The sequence below is a fragment of the Cupriavidus sp. FW305-3-2-15-C-LB2 genome, from assembly GCF_058787575.1.
Map to the genome: position 1 here is coordinate 175,080 of NZ_JBYSZW010000004.1, position 16,947 is coordinate 192,026.

At 67.6% G+C, this 16,947-nt stretch carries 13 protein-coding genes; 4 read left to right on the forward strand and 9 right to left on the reverse strand.

Going from position 1 to position 16,947, the window contains the following annotated elements:
* From AC3WRR_RS05520 to AC3WRR_RS05535, 4 genes are all read right to left on the reverse strand, one after another.
* Positions 1-588, reverse strand: a 588-nt coding sequence (locus AC3WRR_RS05520; protein WP_492296389.1) for an ABC transporter permease, incomplete at its 3' end; no start/stop codon positions are given.
* A complete protein-coding gene (locus AC3WRR_RS05525) occupies positions 585-1,301 on the reverse strand; it encodes an ABC transporter ATP-binding protein (protein ID WP_058696590.1) in 717 nt (238 codons plus the stop codon). The genes AC3WRR_RS05525 and AC3WRR_RS05520, both read right to left, overlap by 4 nt.
* A gap of 21 nt (positions 1,302-1,322) precedes the next feature.
* Positions 1,323-3,434: a TonB-dependent receptor gene (locus tag AC3WRR_RS05530; RefSeq protein WP_454749940.1), complete on the reverse strand. Its 2,112-nt coding sequence runs from the start codon at positions 3,432-3,434 to the stop codon at positions 1,323-1,325.
* Between the two features lie 138 nt (positions 3,435-3,572).
* Positions 3,573-3,980: a DUF2946 family protein gene (locus AC3WRR_RS05535; RefSeq protein WP_010811016.1), complete on the reverse strand. Its 408-nt coding sequence runs from the start codon at positions 3,978-3,980 to the stop codon at positions 3,573-3,575.
* Positions 3,981-4,188: 208 nt separating this feature from the next.
* Between AC3WRR_RS05535 and AC3WRR_RS05540 the strand changes: the two genes are divergently transcribed.
* Entirely contained in the window at positions 4,189-5,346 is a 1,158-nt protein-coding gene (locus AC3WRR_RS05540; protein ID WP_011617660.1) for a methyl-accepting chemotaxis protein, read from the forward strand.
* Between the two features lie 94 nt (positions 5,347-5,440).
* Here AC3WRR_RS05540 and AC3WRR_RS05545 read toward each other — a convergent pair whose 3' ends face one another.
* The 5 genes from AC3WRR_RS05545 to AC3WRR_RS05565 all read right to left on the reverse strand — a co-directional run bounded on the left by AC3WRR_RS05545 (position 5,441) and on the right by AC3WRR_RS05565 (position 12,177).
* Positions 5,441-6,778, reverse strand: a complete 1,338-nt coding sequence (locus AC3WRR_RS05545; RefSeq protein ID WP_492296392.1) for an aspartate aminotransferase family protein — start codon at positions 6,776-6,778, stop codon at positions 5,441-5,443.
* Between the two features lie 25 nt (positions 6,779-6,803).
* Positions 6,804-8,309: an N-acyl-D-amino-acid deacylase family protein gene (locus tag AC3WRR_RS05550; RefSeq protein WP_454749938.1), complete on the reverse strand. Its 1,506-nt coding sequence runs from the start codon at positions 8,307-8,309 to the stop codon at positions 6,804-6,806.
* Positions 8,310-8,336: 27 nt separating this feature from the next.
* A complete protein-coding gene (locus AC3WRR_RS05555; protein WP_010811012.1) occupies positions 8,337-9,290 on the reverse strand; it encodes a Bug family tripartite tricarboxylate transporter substrate binding protein in 954 nt (317 codons plus the stop codon).
* Between the two features lie 207 nt (positions 9,291-9,497).
* Positions 9,498-10,907: an amidase family protein gene (locus AC3WRR_RS05560; protein WP_439669322.1), complete on the reverse strand. Its 1,410-nt coding sequence runs from the start codon at positions 10,905-10,907 to the stop codon at positions 9,498-9,500.
* A gap of 181 nt (positions 10,908-11,088) precedes the next feature.
* Positions 11,089-12,177 carry a helix-turn-helix domain-containing protein gene (locus AC3WRR_RS05565; RefSeq protein WP_439669323.1) on the reverse strand — a complete coding sequence of 363 codons (1,089 nt, stop codon included), beginning with the start codon at positions 12,175-12,177 and terminating at the stop codon, positions 11,089-11,091.
* Between the two features lie 234 nt (positions 12,178-12,411).
* Here AC3WRR_RS05565 and AC3WRR_RS05570 point away from each other — a divergent pair, with 234 nt between their 5' ends.
* The 3 genes from AC3WRR_RS05570 (at position 12,412) to betA (ending at position 16,850) form a co-directional block, all read left to right on the forward strand.
* A complete protein-coding gene (locus tag AC3WRR_RS05570) occupies positions 12,412-13,533 on the forward strand; it encodes an aromatic ring-hydroxylating oxygenase subunit alpha (protein ID WP_010811007.1) in 1,122 nt (373 codons plus the stop codon).
* 28 nt (positions 13,534-13,561) lie between these two features.
* Positions 13,562-15,028 (forward strand): aldehyde dehydrogenase family protein, encoded by a 1,467-nt coding sequence (locus AC3WRR_RS05575; RefSeq protein ID WP_010811006.1) that lies wholly within the window; start codon positions 13,562-13,564, stop codon positions 15,026-15,028.
* 85 nt (positions 15,029-15,113) lie between these two features.
* The gene (gene betA / locus AC3WRR_RS05580; protein ID WP_454749933.1) at positions 15,114-16,850 is read left to right on the forward strand and encodes a choline dehydrogenase; all 1,737 of its coding nucleotides are present in this window, start codon (positions 15,114-15,116) and stop codon (positions 16,848-16,850) included.
* Positions 16,851-16,947 lie beyond the last annotated feature (97 nt).

Genomic DNA, 16,947 nt, shown 5'->3' on the forward strand with positions numbered 1-16,947 from the left:
CGCGATGACCGGGGCCAGCGCGACGGCCAGCGCAAACACGGCAAAGCCCGCGCCCAGCGCCAGGAATTTGCCGGCCACGAGCCTGGCCGGCGCCACGCCGGCGCCGTGCATCATGCGCAGTGTGCCGCGCTGCCGCTCGCCGCTGACGGCATCGAAAGTGACTGCGATCACCAGCAGCGGCAACAGCACCGCGAACACGAAGCCGGCGCTCAGGTCGCCGAAGCGGGTGGATGGCAGCGCATCCTGCGCGGGCTCGAAGCGCGCCACATTGCGCCGGTGCGGCTCCAGCCACAGCGCCTGGCCAAAGTAGTCGCCCAGCCCCGGCTCGATCACCGTCAGCGCGGAGGCGGGCCGGAACACGTACAAGCCGAAGTGCGCGCCGCGATGCGGATGCTTGTCACCCTGGTCGTCCCACTGCTGCCGCGTGGCGGCGGTAACCTGCGCCACCTCGCTGGCGACGGCGGCATGCCGCTGCAGCGAGGCCAGGATGGCGACGGCCAATACCGCGGCGCCGATCGCAAGCAGGGCTGCGAAGCGCCCCTCCCTGGCCATCGCCCTGAGTTCCTTCACAACCACGGTCCTGATCATGGCGCAACACCCTGCGCGCGCGCATGGGCCAGGTAGGTTGAGGCCAGTGCCTCGTGGCCGACGGTGGCCGCGTCAAACTCGGCCACCAGCACGCCGGCACGCAGGATGCCGATGCGGTCGGCGAGCTGCCTGGCGTTGAACAGGTCATGCGTGGCCATCAGCACCGCCGTGCCCGCGTCCGCCGCTTGCCGGACACGGCTTGCCATGTCATCGGCCGCGGCCGGGTCCAGCCCTGAGGTCGGCTCGTCAAGCAGCAGCAATGACGCGGATTTGGCCTGGGCAATGGCCAGGCCCACCTTCTGGCGCATGCCCTTCGAGTATTTCGCTACGCGCCGGCCGTGCGCGTCGCGGGCCAGCCCCGCGCCGTCCAGCAGCGCCGTGGCCTCGGCACGCGACAGGCTGATGCCGGCAATCGCGCAGAAGTAATCCAGGTTTTCCGCGCCGGACAAGTAGGGATACAGCGCGACGTTCTCGGGCAGGTAGGCGACGCGCCGCCTGACCGCAGCCGGATCGGCAACGGGCGACAGTCCGTCGACCAGCACCGTGCCACCGGCCGGCGGGACAAACCCCAGCGTCACATCGATGGTGGTGGTCTTGCCCGCGCCGTTGCCGCCCAGCAAGGCGTAGATGCAGCCCTTCGGCACGGCAATATTCAGGCCGTCCACCACGCGACGCCCGTCGCGATGGACAACCAGGTCACGAATTTCAAGCATGTCGTGTCTCCGTCGAATACGTCAGAAGAAATAGCGTGCCGCCATGCCGGCTTGCCATTTCGGCTGCGGCGCTACCAGCAGCCCCGCTGCGGACCCATACGCGGCCTCGGTCGAGAACCGGTGCGGCTGCAGCACCGCGAACAGTGACAACTGGTATTGCTTCCAGTCGAGCACCGCGCGCAGGTCAAAGCGCGTGTAGGCCGGCATGAAACGCAGCTGGGTCTGCGGCGTTCCCATGTAGTAGGGAATACCGGTAGTCAGATAGGCATCGGCATTGACGGTCAGCTGCGCGCCCTGCAGCCGCTGGCGGTACTCGGCGCCCAGCTTGAGCAGGTGCCGGGGAACCGACAGCCTGGCCCCCGTGTTGGGCAGCGGGTTGTTCGCTTCGGCCTGGATGATCTGGCCATAGCTGGCGTAGACCGACACCGGGCGGATGGGCCGCCAGCGGGCCTCGAGCTCATATCCCTTGCGCGTCGTGTCGCCGACCGACTTGAACGATCCGTCCGGCTGCCCCACGATCTCGTCCTCATTCAGCGTGTAGTAGGCTGCTGCGGTCACGGTCAGGTTGTTGGCCGGCGTCGCGGTAAAGCCCACGTCGTAGGATTTCACCTTCGACGGCGATACGTCATAGACTGTGCCGCCGGGAGCGCCCAGCGGGCCCGTGGCCCCGCTGCTGCTGATCTGCTCCGCAGCCGGCGAACGGAAGCCCTGCGCGACGTTGGCGAACAGGTCGAGCCGGGGCAGCACCGACCAGACCGCGCCGAGCTTCGGCGTGGTGACGCCCGAGAAGTAGTCGGTGCTCGCTGCCGGCAGCTTGCGGTTGACGATGTCGTAGTCGAACCAGTCGCGCCGCAGGCCGGCGGTCAGCTTGACCGCTTCGACGGGCCTGAACTGCCCCTGCACGAACAGCCCGTAGGTGAGCAGGTCGAGCTGCTGCGCGTTGATATAGTTCGCAGTGGGCACGCCACGCACCCAGATCTGGCGCTGCGCGTCGCCGCGGTCGCGGCGCACTTCCGCGCCGACCATGAGCGCGGCCCGGTCTCCGAAGGTGAAGTTGTTGGCCAGCCGGCCGCCGAAGATGTTCCGGTCATCCGAACCCACGGTGTGCTGCACGCTGCTGGTGGCAATGCCACGCTCGCGCTCGAAGGCTTCCCCGTACAACGTCGCATACCAGCCGTCCTCGCCATGCGCCGGGGCGCGATTCAGCGCGAACATCGAACGCTTGCCGCTGCCGAAGCCCGGCAGCCCGTATTGCGTGGAGCGCGGGTCCACCTTGCCGGATTGCAGGTCGCTCAGCAGCAGGTAGCCGGCGGCTGTCGATTCGGAGCGATAGTGGTTGAGCCGCAGGCTGTAGACGCCGTCGCCGATCCTGGTCGACAGCTTCCAGAAAAAGTTGTCGCGGTCGGTGCTGCCGTCGTACCGGTAGCTATGGGTGCGGTAGATATCGGCCACGAACAGCGACTTGATCGGCTCAGGCCCGGGCCGGAACGCATGGCTGCCTGACAGGACCAGTGTTGCGCGCTTGCCGTTGTACCGGTCGAAGCCGATGCCGATGCTGGAGGGCACGTCGCCCGACTGCGTGCTGATCGGCACGGCACCCGCCCGGTTCTGGTCGCCATACAACGCGGACACCGGCCCCTTGATGACGTCGATCTGGCCGATCATGTCCGGGGTCAGCCATTCCAGGAATGCAGGCCCATGCCCGGCGCCGGCCTGGCTGGACGGCATGTTCTGCGGCACCCCGTCCACATAGACTGCGGTGTCGGCGCCGTGCGTGCCCTGGGTGGCGAAGCCGCGCATGCGGAAACCGTTGCCCGTGTCGCCCTGGTCGATGTTGTTGGCCACCACCCCAGGTACACGACGGAACATGTTGGAGATGTCCCGGCCGATATTGATGGTGCCCAACTCGTCGGCGGTGACGACCGAGACCGCGGCCGGCAGGCCGGTGCTGTCCGTGGTCACGAGCTTGCGTTTGCCTTGCAGGCTGGTGTCCTGCGTCGCCACCACGCTGACTTCCGGCAGCACCGTATGCTGGCCTTCGGCAAATGCGGCCTGACTGAAGACGCCCGACGAGAGCGAGAGCAGTGTCCAGGCCAGGGGGCGCGCGGCACCCGTGTTTTCGTTCTTGTTCATGAGGCCTCGCGGCAGCCCGGCGGTATCCGCTACGGGCACCGGGCTTGCCGTACAAAATTCAGACGTGAGCATGCCGCCCGCCTGGCATGACGCAGCGGACGCGCAATCAGATATACGGGAAAGGGATGCGGCCGGGGGTTAGCCGGCGGCGCGGGCCAGCGCCGGTGGCGCGCGCAAGGCGGGCGGAGAGAGGAAGCGGGTACGCCATGTCGGCGCGGCGACATCGACCTGCCGTACCCGTGACAACAGGCGCAGGATGACGCAGAGCAATTGCACCGCGATGGCGGCGCTGATGAAGAGATGCAACCGGGGCGAGCACCACAGGCAATCGCAATCCGTCGTGCCATCGGCAGGCACGCGGTCCGTGTCGGACGTGTCCGGCGTGGCGGCCGTATCGGGGATTGCGCCTGCGCTTGTGTTCGCCACGACAGCCTCCAGCCGCGTTCCCGGTACCGCATGCACGTGCGTCACCGCGGCCCACGCCTGCACTAGCAAGAGCAGGAGCACGGCCCAGATGAGACGAACGAAGTTCGCATGCTTACGCATTGATGGAGGCGCTGGCTGTGTCGACCGGCGCCATATTAACGCAACTCAATTGCAATTGAAAGTCGATGCCGCGACAAGCCTGTCCTGCAAGCCGCTAAAGACTGCACCGTTCCCGCCGTTAAGCAAGAGTTGGCCAGCGAAGACATTGGCAAGACAGGCAGCCGGCACGCCGGCGCCTGCACTTCTGGGGTGGAAACGGGGGAGAGACATGCAAAACCTGGGGATTCGCATACGCCTGGGCGCGGCGTTTGGCGCCATGTGGTCGCTGATGGCGATCGGGATCGCGGTGGCCTTGCCGCGGATGCAGGAGGCGGCCGATGCGCGGCGCCTGCTGATCGCGTTGGGCGTGGGTGGGCTATGCCTGGCGGTGGGCGCGGTCTGGGCGCTGGCGCGCAGCATCGAGGCGCCGTTGTCAGAAGCCGTCTACATAGCCGAGACCGTGGCGGCGGGCGACCTCAGCCAGGAGTTCGACACCGAGCGCGGCGGCGAGTTTGGGCGGCTGCTGGGCGGCCTGGGAGAGATGGAAGACATGCTCACCGACCTGGTGACACGCATCCGCGCTTCCACCGATTCGATCACCGCCGCTTCGCACCAGATTGCCGCGGGCAATACCGACCTGTCGCAGCGCACGGAAGAGCAGGCGGCGGCGCTGGAAGAGACCGCGTCAAGCATGGGCGAGCTGACCTCGATGGTGCAGCAGAACACCGAACGCGCGCGCGCCGCCAACGGGCTGGCGGCAACCGCATCGGGAATCGCCGCGCGCGGTGGCGAAGTGGTGGGCAACGTGGTGCAGACCATGTCGGCGATCAGCGCCAGCTCGCGCAAGGTCACGGACATCATCGAAGTGATCGAAGGCATTGCCTTCCAGACCAATATCCTGGCGCTGAACGCGGCGGTGGAAGCCGCGCGCGCGGGTGAGCAGGGGCGCGGCTTTGCCGTGGTGGCCGGCGAGGTGCGAACGCTGGCGCAACGCAGTGCGTCGGCGGCGCGGGAGATCAAGCAACTGATCGACGATTCGGTGCAGCAGGTGGACAGCGGCTCGGCACTGGTGGGCCAGGCCGGCGAGACCATGCAGGAGATCGTTCAGGCAGTGGCCAGCGTGACCGGGCTGCTGGGCGAGATCACTGCGGCCTCTGAACAGCAAAGTGCCGGGATTGCGCAGGTCAACGAGGCGGTGGCGCAGATGGACACCGTGACGCAGCAGAATGCGGCGCTGGTGGAGCAGGCGGCCAGTGCCTCGCACGAACTGGCGGGCCAGGCCACTGAGCTGCAGCGCGTGGTGGGCGAGTTCAGGCTGGATGCGGAACCGGCGTCAGCACAGGCGCCGGGGCATGGCGCATTCAGGCAGGTTGCGGCGTTCGGCTGATGTGGGCAGCGCGGATTGCTGACTGATTGCGCGCCCCCTCTCCCGCAAGCGGGAGAGGGGAGCAAACCAGCGGGAGGCAGGACCCTTCAGCAATTCAAGCCGTCACGCAAGCCGGCAGCACCGCCTGCACCGCCGCCGCAAAGCGCTCGACAATCCTGTCGATATCCTGCGGCGTGCAAATAAACGGCGGTGCGAACAACACGTGGTCGCCATGCACGCCATCGACCGTGCCACCCATCGGATAGACCAGCAGGCCGTTCTGCACGGCGGCGGCTTTCAGGCGCGCATGCGTCTTCAGCGCCGGATCGAGCGTGGCCTTGCTGTCGCGGTCGGCCACGAACTCCACACCGACGAACAAGCCGCGTCCACGGATATCGCCCAGGTTGGGATGGTCACCCAGCACCTCGCGTAACCGTGCGCGCAGTTGCTCGCCGCGCGCCAGCACGTTGGCCAGCAAGTTGTCTTCGGCAATGGTCCGCTGCACCGCCAGCGCCGCGGCGCAGGCCGTGGCATGGCCGATATAGGTATGGCCATGCTGGAAGAAGCCGCTGCCGCCGACGATGGCGTCGTAGATCCTGCGCGTCGACAGCATCGCGCCGATCGGCTGGTAGCCCGCACCCAGGCCCTTGGCAATGGTGACGATATCGGGCACCACGCCATCCTCTTCGCACGCGAACAGGAAGCCGGTACGGCCCATGCCTGACATCACTTCATCCAGGATCAGCAGCACGCCGTACTTGTCGCACACGGCGCGGATGCGCTTCAGGTAGTCGCCCACCGGCGGCACCGCGCCGGCGGTGGCGCCCACCACGGTTTCGGCAACGAAGGCGGCCACCGTGTCGGGGCCAAGTTCCAGGATCTTGGCTTCCAGCTCGTCGGCCAGGCGCTGTGCGTATTGCGCGTCGGTCTCGCCGGCCTGCTGGTCGCGGTAGGCATAGCACGGCGACACGTGGTGCGCCGGCACCAGCAGCGGCAGGAAGGGCTCGCGCCGCCAGGCGTTGCCGCCGATGGCCAGCGCGCCCAGGGTGTTGCCATGGTAGCTCTGGCGGCGCGCGATGAAGTGGCGGCGGCTGGGCTGCCCTGCTTCGACGAAATACTGGCGCGCCAGCTTCAGCGCCGACTCCACCGCTTCGGAGCCGCCGGAGACAAAGTAGACATGGTCGAGATCGCCCGGCGTGGCCTGCGCCAGCGTCTCGGCCAGCGTTTCCGATACCTCGGTGGTGAAGAACGACGTATGCGCGTAGGCGATGGTGTCGAGCTGCGACTTGATCGCCTCGATCACGCGCGGATGGCCGTGCCCCAGGCACGACACGGCGGCACCGCCGGAGGCGTCGAGATAGCGCCGGCCTTCGCTGTCGATCAGTTCGATGCCCTGCCCGGCAACGGCAACGGGCAGCTTCTGGCGCGGATTGCGATGGAATACGTGGGTCATGATGGTATGGTGGTGGTGCCGCGCGTCAGCGGCGCAGAGCGGAATCGGTGTCGGCGGGGTGGCGCTCCAGCACGCGGCCGGAAAACGCGGGCAGTGCGCTGCCTTCGCTGTCCGTCTGTGTGGACTGTTCCCAGACCCTGGCGCCGTTGACCCAGACGCCGTGGATGCCGGTGCTCAGTTGCAGCGGGTCTTCAAAGGTGGCACGGTCCTGCACCCGGTCCGCATCGAACAGCACCAGGTCGGCAAACGCGCCCGGCACGATCCGGCCGCGGTCCGCCAGCCCGTATTGCTGCGCGGCCAGGCCGGACATCTTGCGGATTGCGGTTTCCAGCGTCATCAGCTGGTCTTCGCGCACCATGCGCGCCAGGATGCGCGGGAAGGTGCCCCACTGGCGCGGATGCGGGCGCGGATCGAACGGCAGGCCGTCCGAGCCGAAGATGGTCAGCGGAAACTGCGCAATGCGCTCGACATCGCGCTCATCCATGATGAAGTAGATCGCCGCCGCGGGGCGCAGCTTTGCCAAGAGCGCGTCCTCGTCCAGGCCAAGCTCCTGCATCAGCTCGTGGAAGTCGCGGCCGCCCGCGGGCGGGTAGCCGGTGGACCAGGTGATCATGGTGCGCGTGGACTGGCGCACGCGGTCCAGCCGCAGCATGGTCGAGGTCGCGGGATAGGGATGGCAGTCCAGGCACAGCGGCTGCAAGCGCGCGGCGTCGGCCAGCAGGCCGAGGGTTTCGACCGAGCGGCCATGATTGCGCTTGCCCGCGACCTTGTGGTGGGAAAACACCACCTGGCAGTCAAGCGCGCGGCCAATGCGCAGCGCTTCTTCGATCGACGGCACGATGTCGTCGGTCTCGTCGCGCAGGTGGGTGGAATAGAGGCCGCCGTGGGTGCGGACCGGCTCGCACACGGCGATGATCTCGGTTTCGGTGGCGGCTGCCGCGGGCGGATAGAACGTGCCGGTCGAGACACCGAAGGCGCCCGCCTCCATTGCCAGCCTGACCTCGTCGCGCATCGCAGCGATTTCTTCTGCATTGGCGGCCCGGTTCAGCTCCGGCATCGCGCGCACGCGCAACGTCGAATGCCCGAGCAGCGGCACCACGTTGACGTTGGCCGGCGTCGCGCGCAATGCGTCGAGCCACTGCGCGAAGGTATCGAAGCGGAACAGCGCGGGCGGCCCCAGCAGGTCCAGCGGCTGCGGCGGCGCGCTGCTGACCAGCGGTGCCACGCTGATGCCGCAGTTGCCGGTGACCACGGTGGTGATGCCCTGCGACACCTTGGGCGTCATGTCCCGATGCACCAGCAGGTAGCCGTCGTCGTGCGTGTGGGCATCGATAAAGCCCGGTGCCAGCACGCGGCCGGCTGCGTCCACGGTATGGTCCGCGGTCATGTCAGCGCAGTCGCCTACGGCGACGATGCGGTCGCCCGCGACTGCCACATCGGCCGCGCGGCGGGCTGCGCCCGTGCCGTCCACGACCGTGGCGTTGCGGAAGATCAGGTCGGCGCGCCGGTGCGCGGCTGGTTGCGATGCCATCGTCAATCCTTGTCTCGTTGGCGGGCCTTACTGCGGCGTGATGCCGGCCTGCCTGACCACGGCCGCCCATTTGTCGGTTTCACGCGCGGCATAGCCGGCCAGCGCCTGCGGCGTGCCGCCGACCGTCTCGGCGCCCAGTGCGGCGAACTTGTCCTTGATGGCCGGATCCGCCAGCGCGCGGTTGAAGGCGCCGTTGAGCTTGCCCACCACCCCGGCGGGCGTGCCTTGCGGCGCGACCAGGCCGCCCCAGGCCACCCCTTCGAAACCCGGCACGCCAGACTCCGCGATGGTGGGCAGCGCCGGCAGCAGCGGCGAGCGCGCCAGGCTGGTCACCGCCAGCGGCTTGAGCTTGCCAGCCTTGATCAGCGGCAGGATGGTCGGCATGTTGTCGATCAGCACATTGACCTGGCCGCCCATCACATCGGTGGCGGCCTGCGGGCTGCCCTTGTAGCCGACGTGCGTCCAGGCCAGCCCCGCCTTGTCCGCGAGCAGCTGGCCAGTCAGGTGGCCGGACGTGCCCTGGCCCGGCGAGGCATAGGTGACCTTGTCCGGGTTGGCCTTGACGTAGGCCACCAGCTCGGCAAAGGTCTTCACCGGCATCTCCGGCCTGACCGCGATCACATTCGGCACCTTGAACAGCAGCACCACCGGCACGAAGGCATCGGGCCGGTACGGCAGCTTGCGGAAGGTGCTCTTGTTGATCGACAGCGTCACGTTGTTGGCATAGCCGAGCGTGTAGCCGTCAGGCGCGGCGCGTTCCAGTTCGGAGATGCCGATCACGCCCGAGGCGCCGGGCTTGTTGTCGATCACGAACGACTGGCCCAGCGACTTGCCGACTTCGGCGCCCAATGCGCGCATCAGCACGTCGGGACTGCCGCCGGCGGCTGACGGCACCACCAGGCGGATCGGGCGCGACGGATAGCTGTCCGCCATTGCCGGGCCAGCCAGGCCCACGGCGCCCAGCCACAACAGGGTGGCCATGAACCGTCGCTTTTGCTGCTGCCTTTGATCTTGCATCTCGATATCCCGTTCAGTACCTGGGTTGGACCCGGCTACGCGTTTGCAGTATAGGGGCATGACCCGAACCAATGCAACATTTGTTTCTTAAATGCTCATCATGAAACAATAACGATGCGACGCCGGCACGAATGCCTTTGCCGCAACGGCCCGAACTCCATGAAACAGTCGTTACAGCCATCGGGGCGTCGCGCTGCGGCACAGCCCCTGCGCCTCAAGGAAGCGCGCCGCCGCCAGTGCCTGGCTCTCGAGCCCGGGCGCGGCCACGATCTGGATGCCTGCGGGCAAGCCCTCGCCCGCGCACGGCGCGGCTACAACGGGCAGGCCCGCCAGCGACAACGGGCGCGTCAGGTGCCCGGCATCGGCACGTGGGCAATAGATGCGGCCGGTGCCGTTGACGGTGTCGGCACCGATCGGCGTGGCCGCATAGGGCGTCGAAGGGGCCAGCAGCAGGTCGACGTCATCGAACAGCGCCAGCAGCCGCTGCCGCCACGCTGACTGGTACTGGCGCGCGATGTCATACCAGCCGCGCGGCATCGCCAGCCCGGCCAGGATGCGCTGGCGCACGAAGGCGCTGTAGCCGCCATGGCGCTCGGAGAAGCCCATGGCCTGGTGGTTGCGCCCGACTTCGTAGGCGGAGATCACCGAGGCGGCATCGCGCGAACTGTCGGCGTCGGGCAGGTCAATGGTGCGCACCGCGCCAAAGGCCGAGGCCACACGCAGCACCGCCGCCTGCACCGCGGGCTCGGCAAAATCGGAGAAGCCGCGGCCGAGCACGCCGACGCGCAGCGTCGCGGCACCACGGCCTTGCGGATCAGCAGGCGCGTCCACGCCGAGCATTGCCGCATAGGCCAGCGCGAGGTCACAGGCGCTGCCGGCCATCGGGCCGACCGTATCCAGGCTCTGCGCATACGGCACGCATCCGGCCAGGGACAACCGCCCCGTGGTCGGGCGCAGCCCCCAGATGCCGCAGAACGCGGCCGGGGCGCGGATCGACCCATTGGTATCCGAACCCAGCCCGAACGGCACCACCCCGGCAGCCACCAGCGCCGCGGTGCCGGCCGACGAGCCGCCGGTGATGCGCGACGGATCGAGCGGATTGCGCACCGGACCGCCGATCACGTTCTCGCCGGTGGCGCCGCACGCGTATTCGTCCATCGCCGCCAGCGCAACGGGCACCGCGCCCGCGGCGACCAGCGCCTCGACCGTATCGGCATGGCGCAGTGCCGGCGGCTCCTGCGCGCGTGGCGCGGCGCCGGCCAGCGTGGCGTGGCCGCGCACGTCCAGCAGGCTCTTCACCACGAACGGCACGCCCGCCAGCGGCGGCAGCGGCCGGCCCTGCGCGCGCAGCCGGTCCAGCGCGGCGGCCTGCGCCAGTGCGCTGTCCGCCAGCAGCGCCGAGCAGGCATTGAGCGGCGCGGCGGCTTCGGCGCGCTGCAGGGCGTCTTGCACCAGGTCGAGGGCAAGCCGCTCGCCGCTGCGTACTTGCGCGGCCATGGCGGCGGCGGTCGGCGTGTCAGCAACCATGCTGCCCCTCCGCTTGCCCGGGGACTGCGGGATGGCTGGCTTGGCCAGGGACATGATGGATCTCCTCCTTGTACGGGCGCGCGGTATCCGGCGCCATGGAGATGCCATCATAGCGGAGTATGAAACAAACGTTCCACTAACGTTTACACTGAAACAAACGGTTTTATGCCTTCACGTGACGCGGAAGACCCGCCCAATGAAAAAGGGCGGCAATGCATGCCGCCCTGTGGCGCTGTCAGGCTGGTGCGCGCGGCTTGTCCGCCGCACGCTTGCGCGGGGCCTTGCCGCCGCCTCTTGCCGGCGGCGCTTCCGGCCCGGTGACATCCTGCGAGGCGCCGACCATGGTCAGGGCGTTGCCGTGCTCGTCCAGCGTGACCTCGCCTTCCTCATGGATGTCGCGATGGCTGCCGTCGGGCAGCTGGATGCGGTAGTCGACACTGTACGGCGCCTTGTCGACGATGGCCGCGCGGATGGCCGCCTGCACGCGCGCGCGGTCCTCCTCGACGATCGACGCCAGGTAGCGCTCCATGGTCACCTTGAACGCCTGCGGGGCCCAGCCGAAGATGCGGTAGGCCTCGTCGGTCCAGGCGCAGTCGTCGGTCTGGATATTCCAGTACCAGCCGCCCAGGTGGGCAATCTCCTGCGCCTTGGCCAGCAGCGCCTCGTTCTGGCGCAGCGCAGCCTCGGCGCGGCGCCGCTCGGTGATGTCCAGGCTGACGCCGATCATCTTGACCGGGCGCTGGTCGAAGTCGCGCACCAGCGTGGCCCGCGACGAGATCCAGCGCGTGGTGTCCCCGTGCACGACGCGGAACTCCCACTCGTGCATCTCCTGCGCGCCCAGCGTGCGCGCCAGCACCTCGCGCAGGCGCGCGACATCGGCCGGATGCACGCAGGCCCAGAAGTCGTCCATGTTGCGGATGTGGCGGCCGAACAGCGTGACGTCGTTGGACGAGTAGGTCAGGCCATCGGTCAGCACGTTCCATTCCCAGGTGACGATGCCCGAGACCTCCTGCGCGAACTTCATGCGCGCCTCGCTCTCCATGATCTCCGCCAGGTGCTTCTGGCGCAGTTCCTTGATGTGTGGGTCAGAGGCGGTGCTGGCCTCCAGGTCGGCGATGGCCTGCTCGCCGTAGCGCAACCACAGCCAGTTGACGCCCAGGAAGCGCGCCAGCGCGAGCAGCCGCTCGTATTCGATCTCGCCGCCGCGGGTCCACTTGTGCACCGCCGACGGCGATACCGACAGCGCCTCTGCCACCTGCTTGAGCATGATCCTTTTGCCTTCCAGCACCCCCTTCAGGCGCGTGGCAAAAGTGTCTTCCGTCATGGGCATCCCTCCGCTTTTTTTCAACCGATGGTGAATTGAGTAACTCGAACCTTACACCATCACCGCAAATCGCGCGAATTGATAGCCATGGACCATCAAGCGAGCAGGTTTCATCGGTTTTTTGAATTGCAATACCCCTGCGCTCCTCACTAGACTTCACTTCACATCACCAACAGTAATTTAATTAACTGTTAGTGAATCGATAAGGCAACGAGACCAACAAGGAGACAACCCATGCAAGAGACCACCGCCCCCGCCTGCGGCACCACCCCGCCGCTGGCCTATACGCTGCCGGCCCACTACTACACCTCGCAGGAAGTCTTCGAGCAGGAGAAGAAGACCATCTTCGCGCGCAGCTGGGTGTGTGTGATGCACAAGAGCCAGGTGGCCGAGAACAACCAGTACGCCACAGTGAAAGTGGCCGGCGAGAACGTGTTCGTGGTGCGCGGCCGCGACGGCGTGTTGCGCGCGTTCTACAACGTCTGCCCGCACCGCGCCCATGAGCTGTTTGCGGATGGCGCGGGCAAGGCCAAGAACGTGATCACTTGCCCGTATCACGCCTGGTCGTTCGGCCTGGACGGCAAGCTGATCCACGTGCGCAACGCCGAGAACGTGCCGGGCTTCTGCAAGGACAACGCCGGCCTGACGCCGGTGCGCGTGGAAGAATTCTGCGGCCTGGTCTTCGTCAACCTGGACATGGACGCGAAACCGCTGGCCGAGCTGGCAGGCGGCCTCAACGACGAGATCCGCGCGCGCTGCCCGGATGTCGACAAGCTGGTGCCCGCGCACAAGCTCACCTACGAGATGAAGGCCAACTGGAAGGTGGTGGTCGACAACTACCTGGAATGCCTGCACTGCCAGACCGCGCACCCGGCGCTGGTCGAGTCGATCAGGATGGAGACCTACAAGCACGAAGTGCGCGGCCTCTACACCAGCCAGGTCGGCCAGACGCGCTCGGGCAGCGACGCCTTCACCTATGACAGCGACGCCCCCAACACCGACTTCGCCGCCTACTGGCTGTGGCCCAACGTGACGCTGAACGTGCTGCCGGGCGATGGCAACTACGGCGTGTTCTACATGTTCCCGGTGGATGCCGACACCACCATCCAGCACTTCGAGTTCTACTTCCGCGACAGCACGCCCACGGCCGAGCAGGAGCAACTGATCGAGTACTACAAGAACGTGCTCAAGCCCGAAGACCTGAGCATCGTCGAATCGGTGCAGCGCGGCCTGAAGTCGCGCGGCTACCGCAACGGGCAGGGCCCGCTACTGGTCACCGACGACAAGACCTCCGCCATCGGCGAGCACGGCGTGCAGCACTTCCAGCAGATGGTGCTCGACGCCCTGGCCGCCTGAAACGAACCACCGAACCGGAACCGCAGCAATGATCCTGACCCAGCTCTATATCGACGGCCAGTGGCAGTCGCCCATCGACCAAGGCACGCGCGCCATCCTGAGCCCGGCCGACGAGTCCGTGATCGCCCAGGCAGCCGAAGCCACCCGCGCCGACGCGCGCCTGGCCATCGCCGCTGCGCGCAAGGCCTTCGACGGCCCGTGGCGCCAGACGACGATCCGTGACCGCGCCAGGCTGCTGAACAAGATCGCCGAACTGATTGACCGCGATGCCGAGAAGCTCGCCCGACTGGAGTCGCTCAACACCGGCAAGACGCTGACCGAGAGCCGCACCGACATGGGCGATATCGCCGCCACCTTCCGCTACTTTGCGGGGCTGGTCGCATCCGAGTCGGGCGCCGTCAACGAAGCCCCGCACCATGTGATCAGCCGCACCCTGCGCGAGCCGGTTGGCGTGTGCGGCCTGATCACGCCGTGGAACTACCCGCTGCTGCAGGCCGCGTGGAAGATCGCGCCCGCGCTGGGCGCCGGCAATACCGTGGTGATCAAACCCAGCAACCTGACGCCGCTGACCACGCACCACTTCACGCAACTGGTGGCCGAGCTGGACCTGCCGCCGGGCGTGTTCAACCTGGTGACCGGCGGCGCCGAAGTCGGTGCCGAGCTGGCCGAGAGCCTGGACGTGGACCTGGTGTCCTTCACCGGCGGCGCCTATGCCGGCGAAAGCATCATGAAGGCCGCCACCGGCAACTTCAAGCGCATCGGCCTGGAGCTGGGCGGCAAGAACCCGAACATCGTGTTTGCCGATGCCGACCTGGACGCAGCGGTCGACTACGCGCTCAATGCCGCGTTCTTCCACGCCGGGCAGGTCTGCTCCGCCGGCTCGCGCCTGATGATCGAGGACGGCATCTATGATGCATTCATCAGCCGGCTGGCCGAGCGCCTGCCGCGCATCGTGATCGGCAACGGCTTCCACGGCGAGACCCAGATGGGCCCGGTGCAGTCGGCGCAACAGCACGAGAAGATCCTGGGCATGGTGCAGGCCGGCATTGCCGAGGGTGCACGGCTGGTCCACGGCGGCAAGCGGCCGGCTGGCGACGTCTTCAAGACGGGCTACTGGCTGGAACCGACGCTGCTGGCCGACGTGACGGCAGACATGAAGATTGCGAAGGAGGAGATTTTCGGGCCGGTGATCACGGCCGAGCGCTTCCGCTCCGAGGAAGAAGTGCTGCGTGCCGCCAACGACACCCCGTACGGCCTGGCCGGCGCGGTCTGGACCCGCGACCTGGACAAGGCCAACCGGATGTCGCGCGGGCTGCGCTTCGGCACGGTGTGGGTCAACGACTACCACCCGTACTTCCCGGAAGCGCCGTGGGGCGGCTACAAGGCGAGCGGCATCGGCCGCGAGCTGGCCCGTATCGGCCTGGACGAGTACACCGAACTCAAGCACAGCTATATCAACCTGGCCCCCAAGGCGATGGGCTGGTTCGGCGCCTGAGCGCAGCTGACTTCGCAATCGCGCGCGCGGCAGGCCCGCCCCCGGGCCGCCACGCACGGCGTCAAGCAAACAAGGAGATTGCACCATGCAGGCAATCCATGAGTACGACTACATCATCGTCGGCGCAGGCTCGGCCGGCTGCGTGCTGGCCGCGCGGCTGACCGAGGATGCCGATGTCTCGGTGCTGCTGCTGGAAGCGGGCGGCCCCGACTGGCGCCTGGACTGGCGCACCCAGATGCCGGCCGCGCTGGCGTATCCGCTGCAGGGCACCACCTATAACTGGGCCTACGTGACCGAGCCCGAGCCGCATATGAACAACCGGCGCATGACGCAGGGCCGCGGCAAGGGGCTGGGCGGTTCGTCGCTGATCAACGGCATGGTCTATATCCGCGGCAACGCGATGGACTACGACGGCTGGGCCGAAAACCGTTCGCTGGAGAACTGGAGCTACGCCGACTGCCTGCCCTATTTCCGCAAGGCCGAGACCTATGACAAGGGCGCCAACGACTACCACGGCGGCAACGGCCCGCTGCACGTGACCACGCCCAAGGCCGATATCAGCCCGCTGTTCCGCGCCTTTATCAAGGCCGGCGAGCAGGCCGGCTATGGCCAGACCGATGACCTGAACGGCTACAAGCAGGAAGGCTTCGGCCCGATGGACCGCACCACCACCGCGCGCGGGCGCCGCTGTAGCACCTCGCTGGCCTATCTGGACCAGGCCAAGGACCGGCCCAACCTGACCGTGCATACGCGCGCGCTGGCGGACCGCATCCTGTTCTCCGGCCAGCGCGCCATCGGCGTCTCGTACATCCAGGGCGACCATGTGCGCGAAGCGCGTGCGCGCCGGGAAGTGATCGTCAGCAACGGCGCGATCGCCTCGCCGCAACTGCTGCTGCGCTCGGGCGTGGGCAATGCGGACGAGCTGCGCGCATTTGGCATCGAGTCGGTGGCAGACCTGAAGGGCGTCGGCGAGAACCTGCAGGACCACCTCGAGATGTACCTGCAGTACGAATGCACCAAGCCCGTATCGCTGTACCCGGCGCTGAAGTGGTGGAACAAGCCCGCGATTGGCGTCGAATGGTACCTGCGCGGCACCGGCACCGCGGCCTCCAACCACTTCGAGGCGGGCGGCTTTATCCGCAGCAGCGATGACTTTGCCTGGCCCAACCTGCAGTACCACTTCATCCCGCTGGCGATGAACTACGACGGCAGCAACCCGGTGCAGTCGCATGGCTTCCAGTGCCACGTGGGCTCGATGCGCTCGCCCAGCACCGGCTTTGTCAAGCTGGCCAGCCGCGACCCGCGCGTGAAGCCGCGCCTGCTGTTCAACTACATGGCGCACGACGTCGACTGGCGCGAGTTCCGCGCCGCGGTGCGCCTGACGCGCGAGATCATCGGCCAGCAGGCGATGGACCAGTTCCGCGGCCGCGAGATCAAGCCCGGCATGATGATCCAGAGCGATGCCGAGATCGACGCCTTCGTGCGCGAGCATGCCGAGACCGCGCTGCACCCGTCCTGCACCTGCAAGATGGGCGACGCTTCCGACCCGATGGCGGTGGTCGACAACCAGGGCCGCGTGCACGGGCTGTCTGGCCTGCGCGTGGTCGATGCCTCGATCATGCCGAAGATCATCACCGGCAACCTGAACGCGCCCACCATCATGATGGCCGAGAAGCTGGCCGACGTGATCCGCGGCCGCGCACCGCTGCAACGCTCGACGGCGCCTTACTACAAGGCCGCCACCGCGCGCGGCGGGGCGCAGGCAGACGCGGTGCGGCATCCGCCAGCCACTGCGCGAATGCCGATGCCGATGCCCGCCTGACCAGGCGGCGCGGCGCGCGGGCTTCCCGCCAGAACCCCTGACCGACGCATGTGCTGCCGGGACTTCGGTCCCCGGCGGGCAGCGTGCGTCCGGTCGG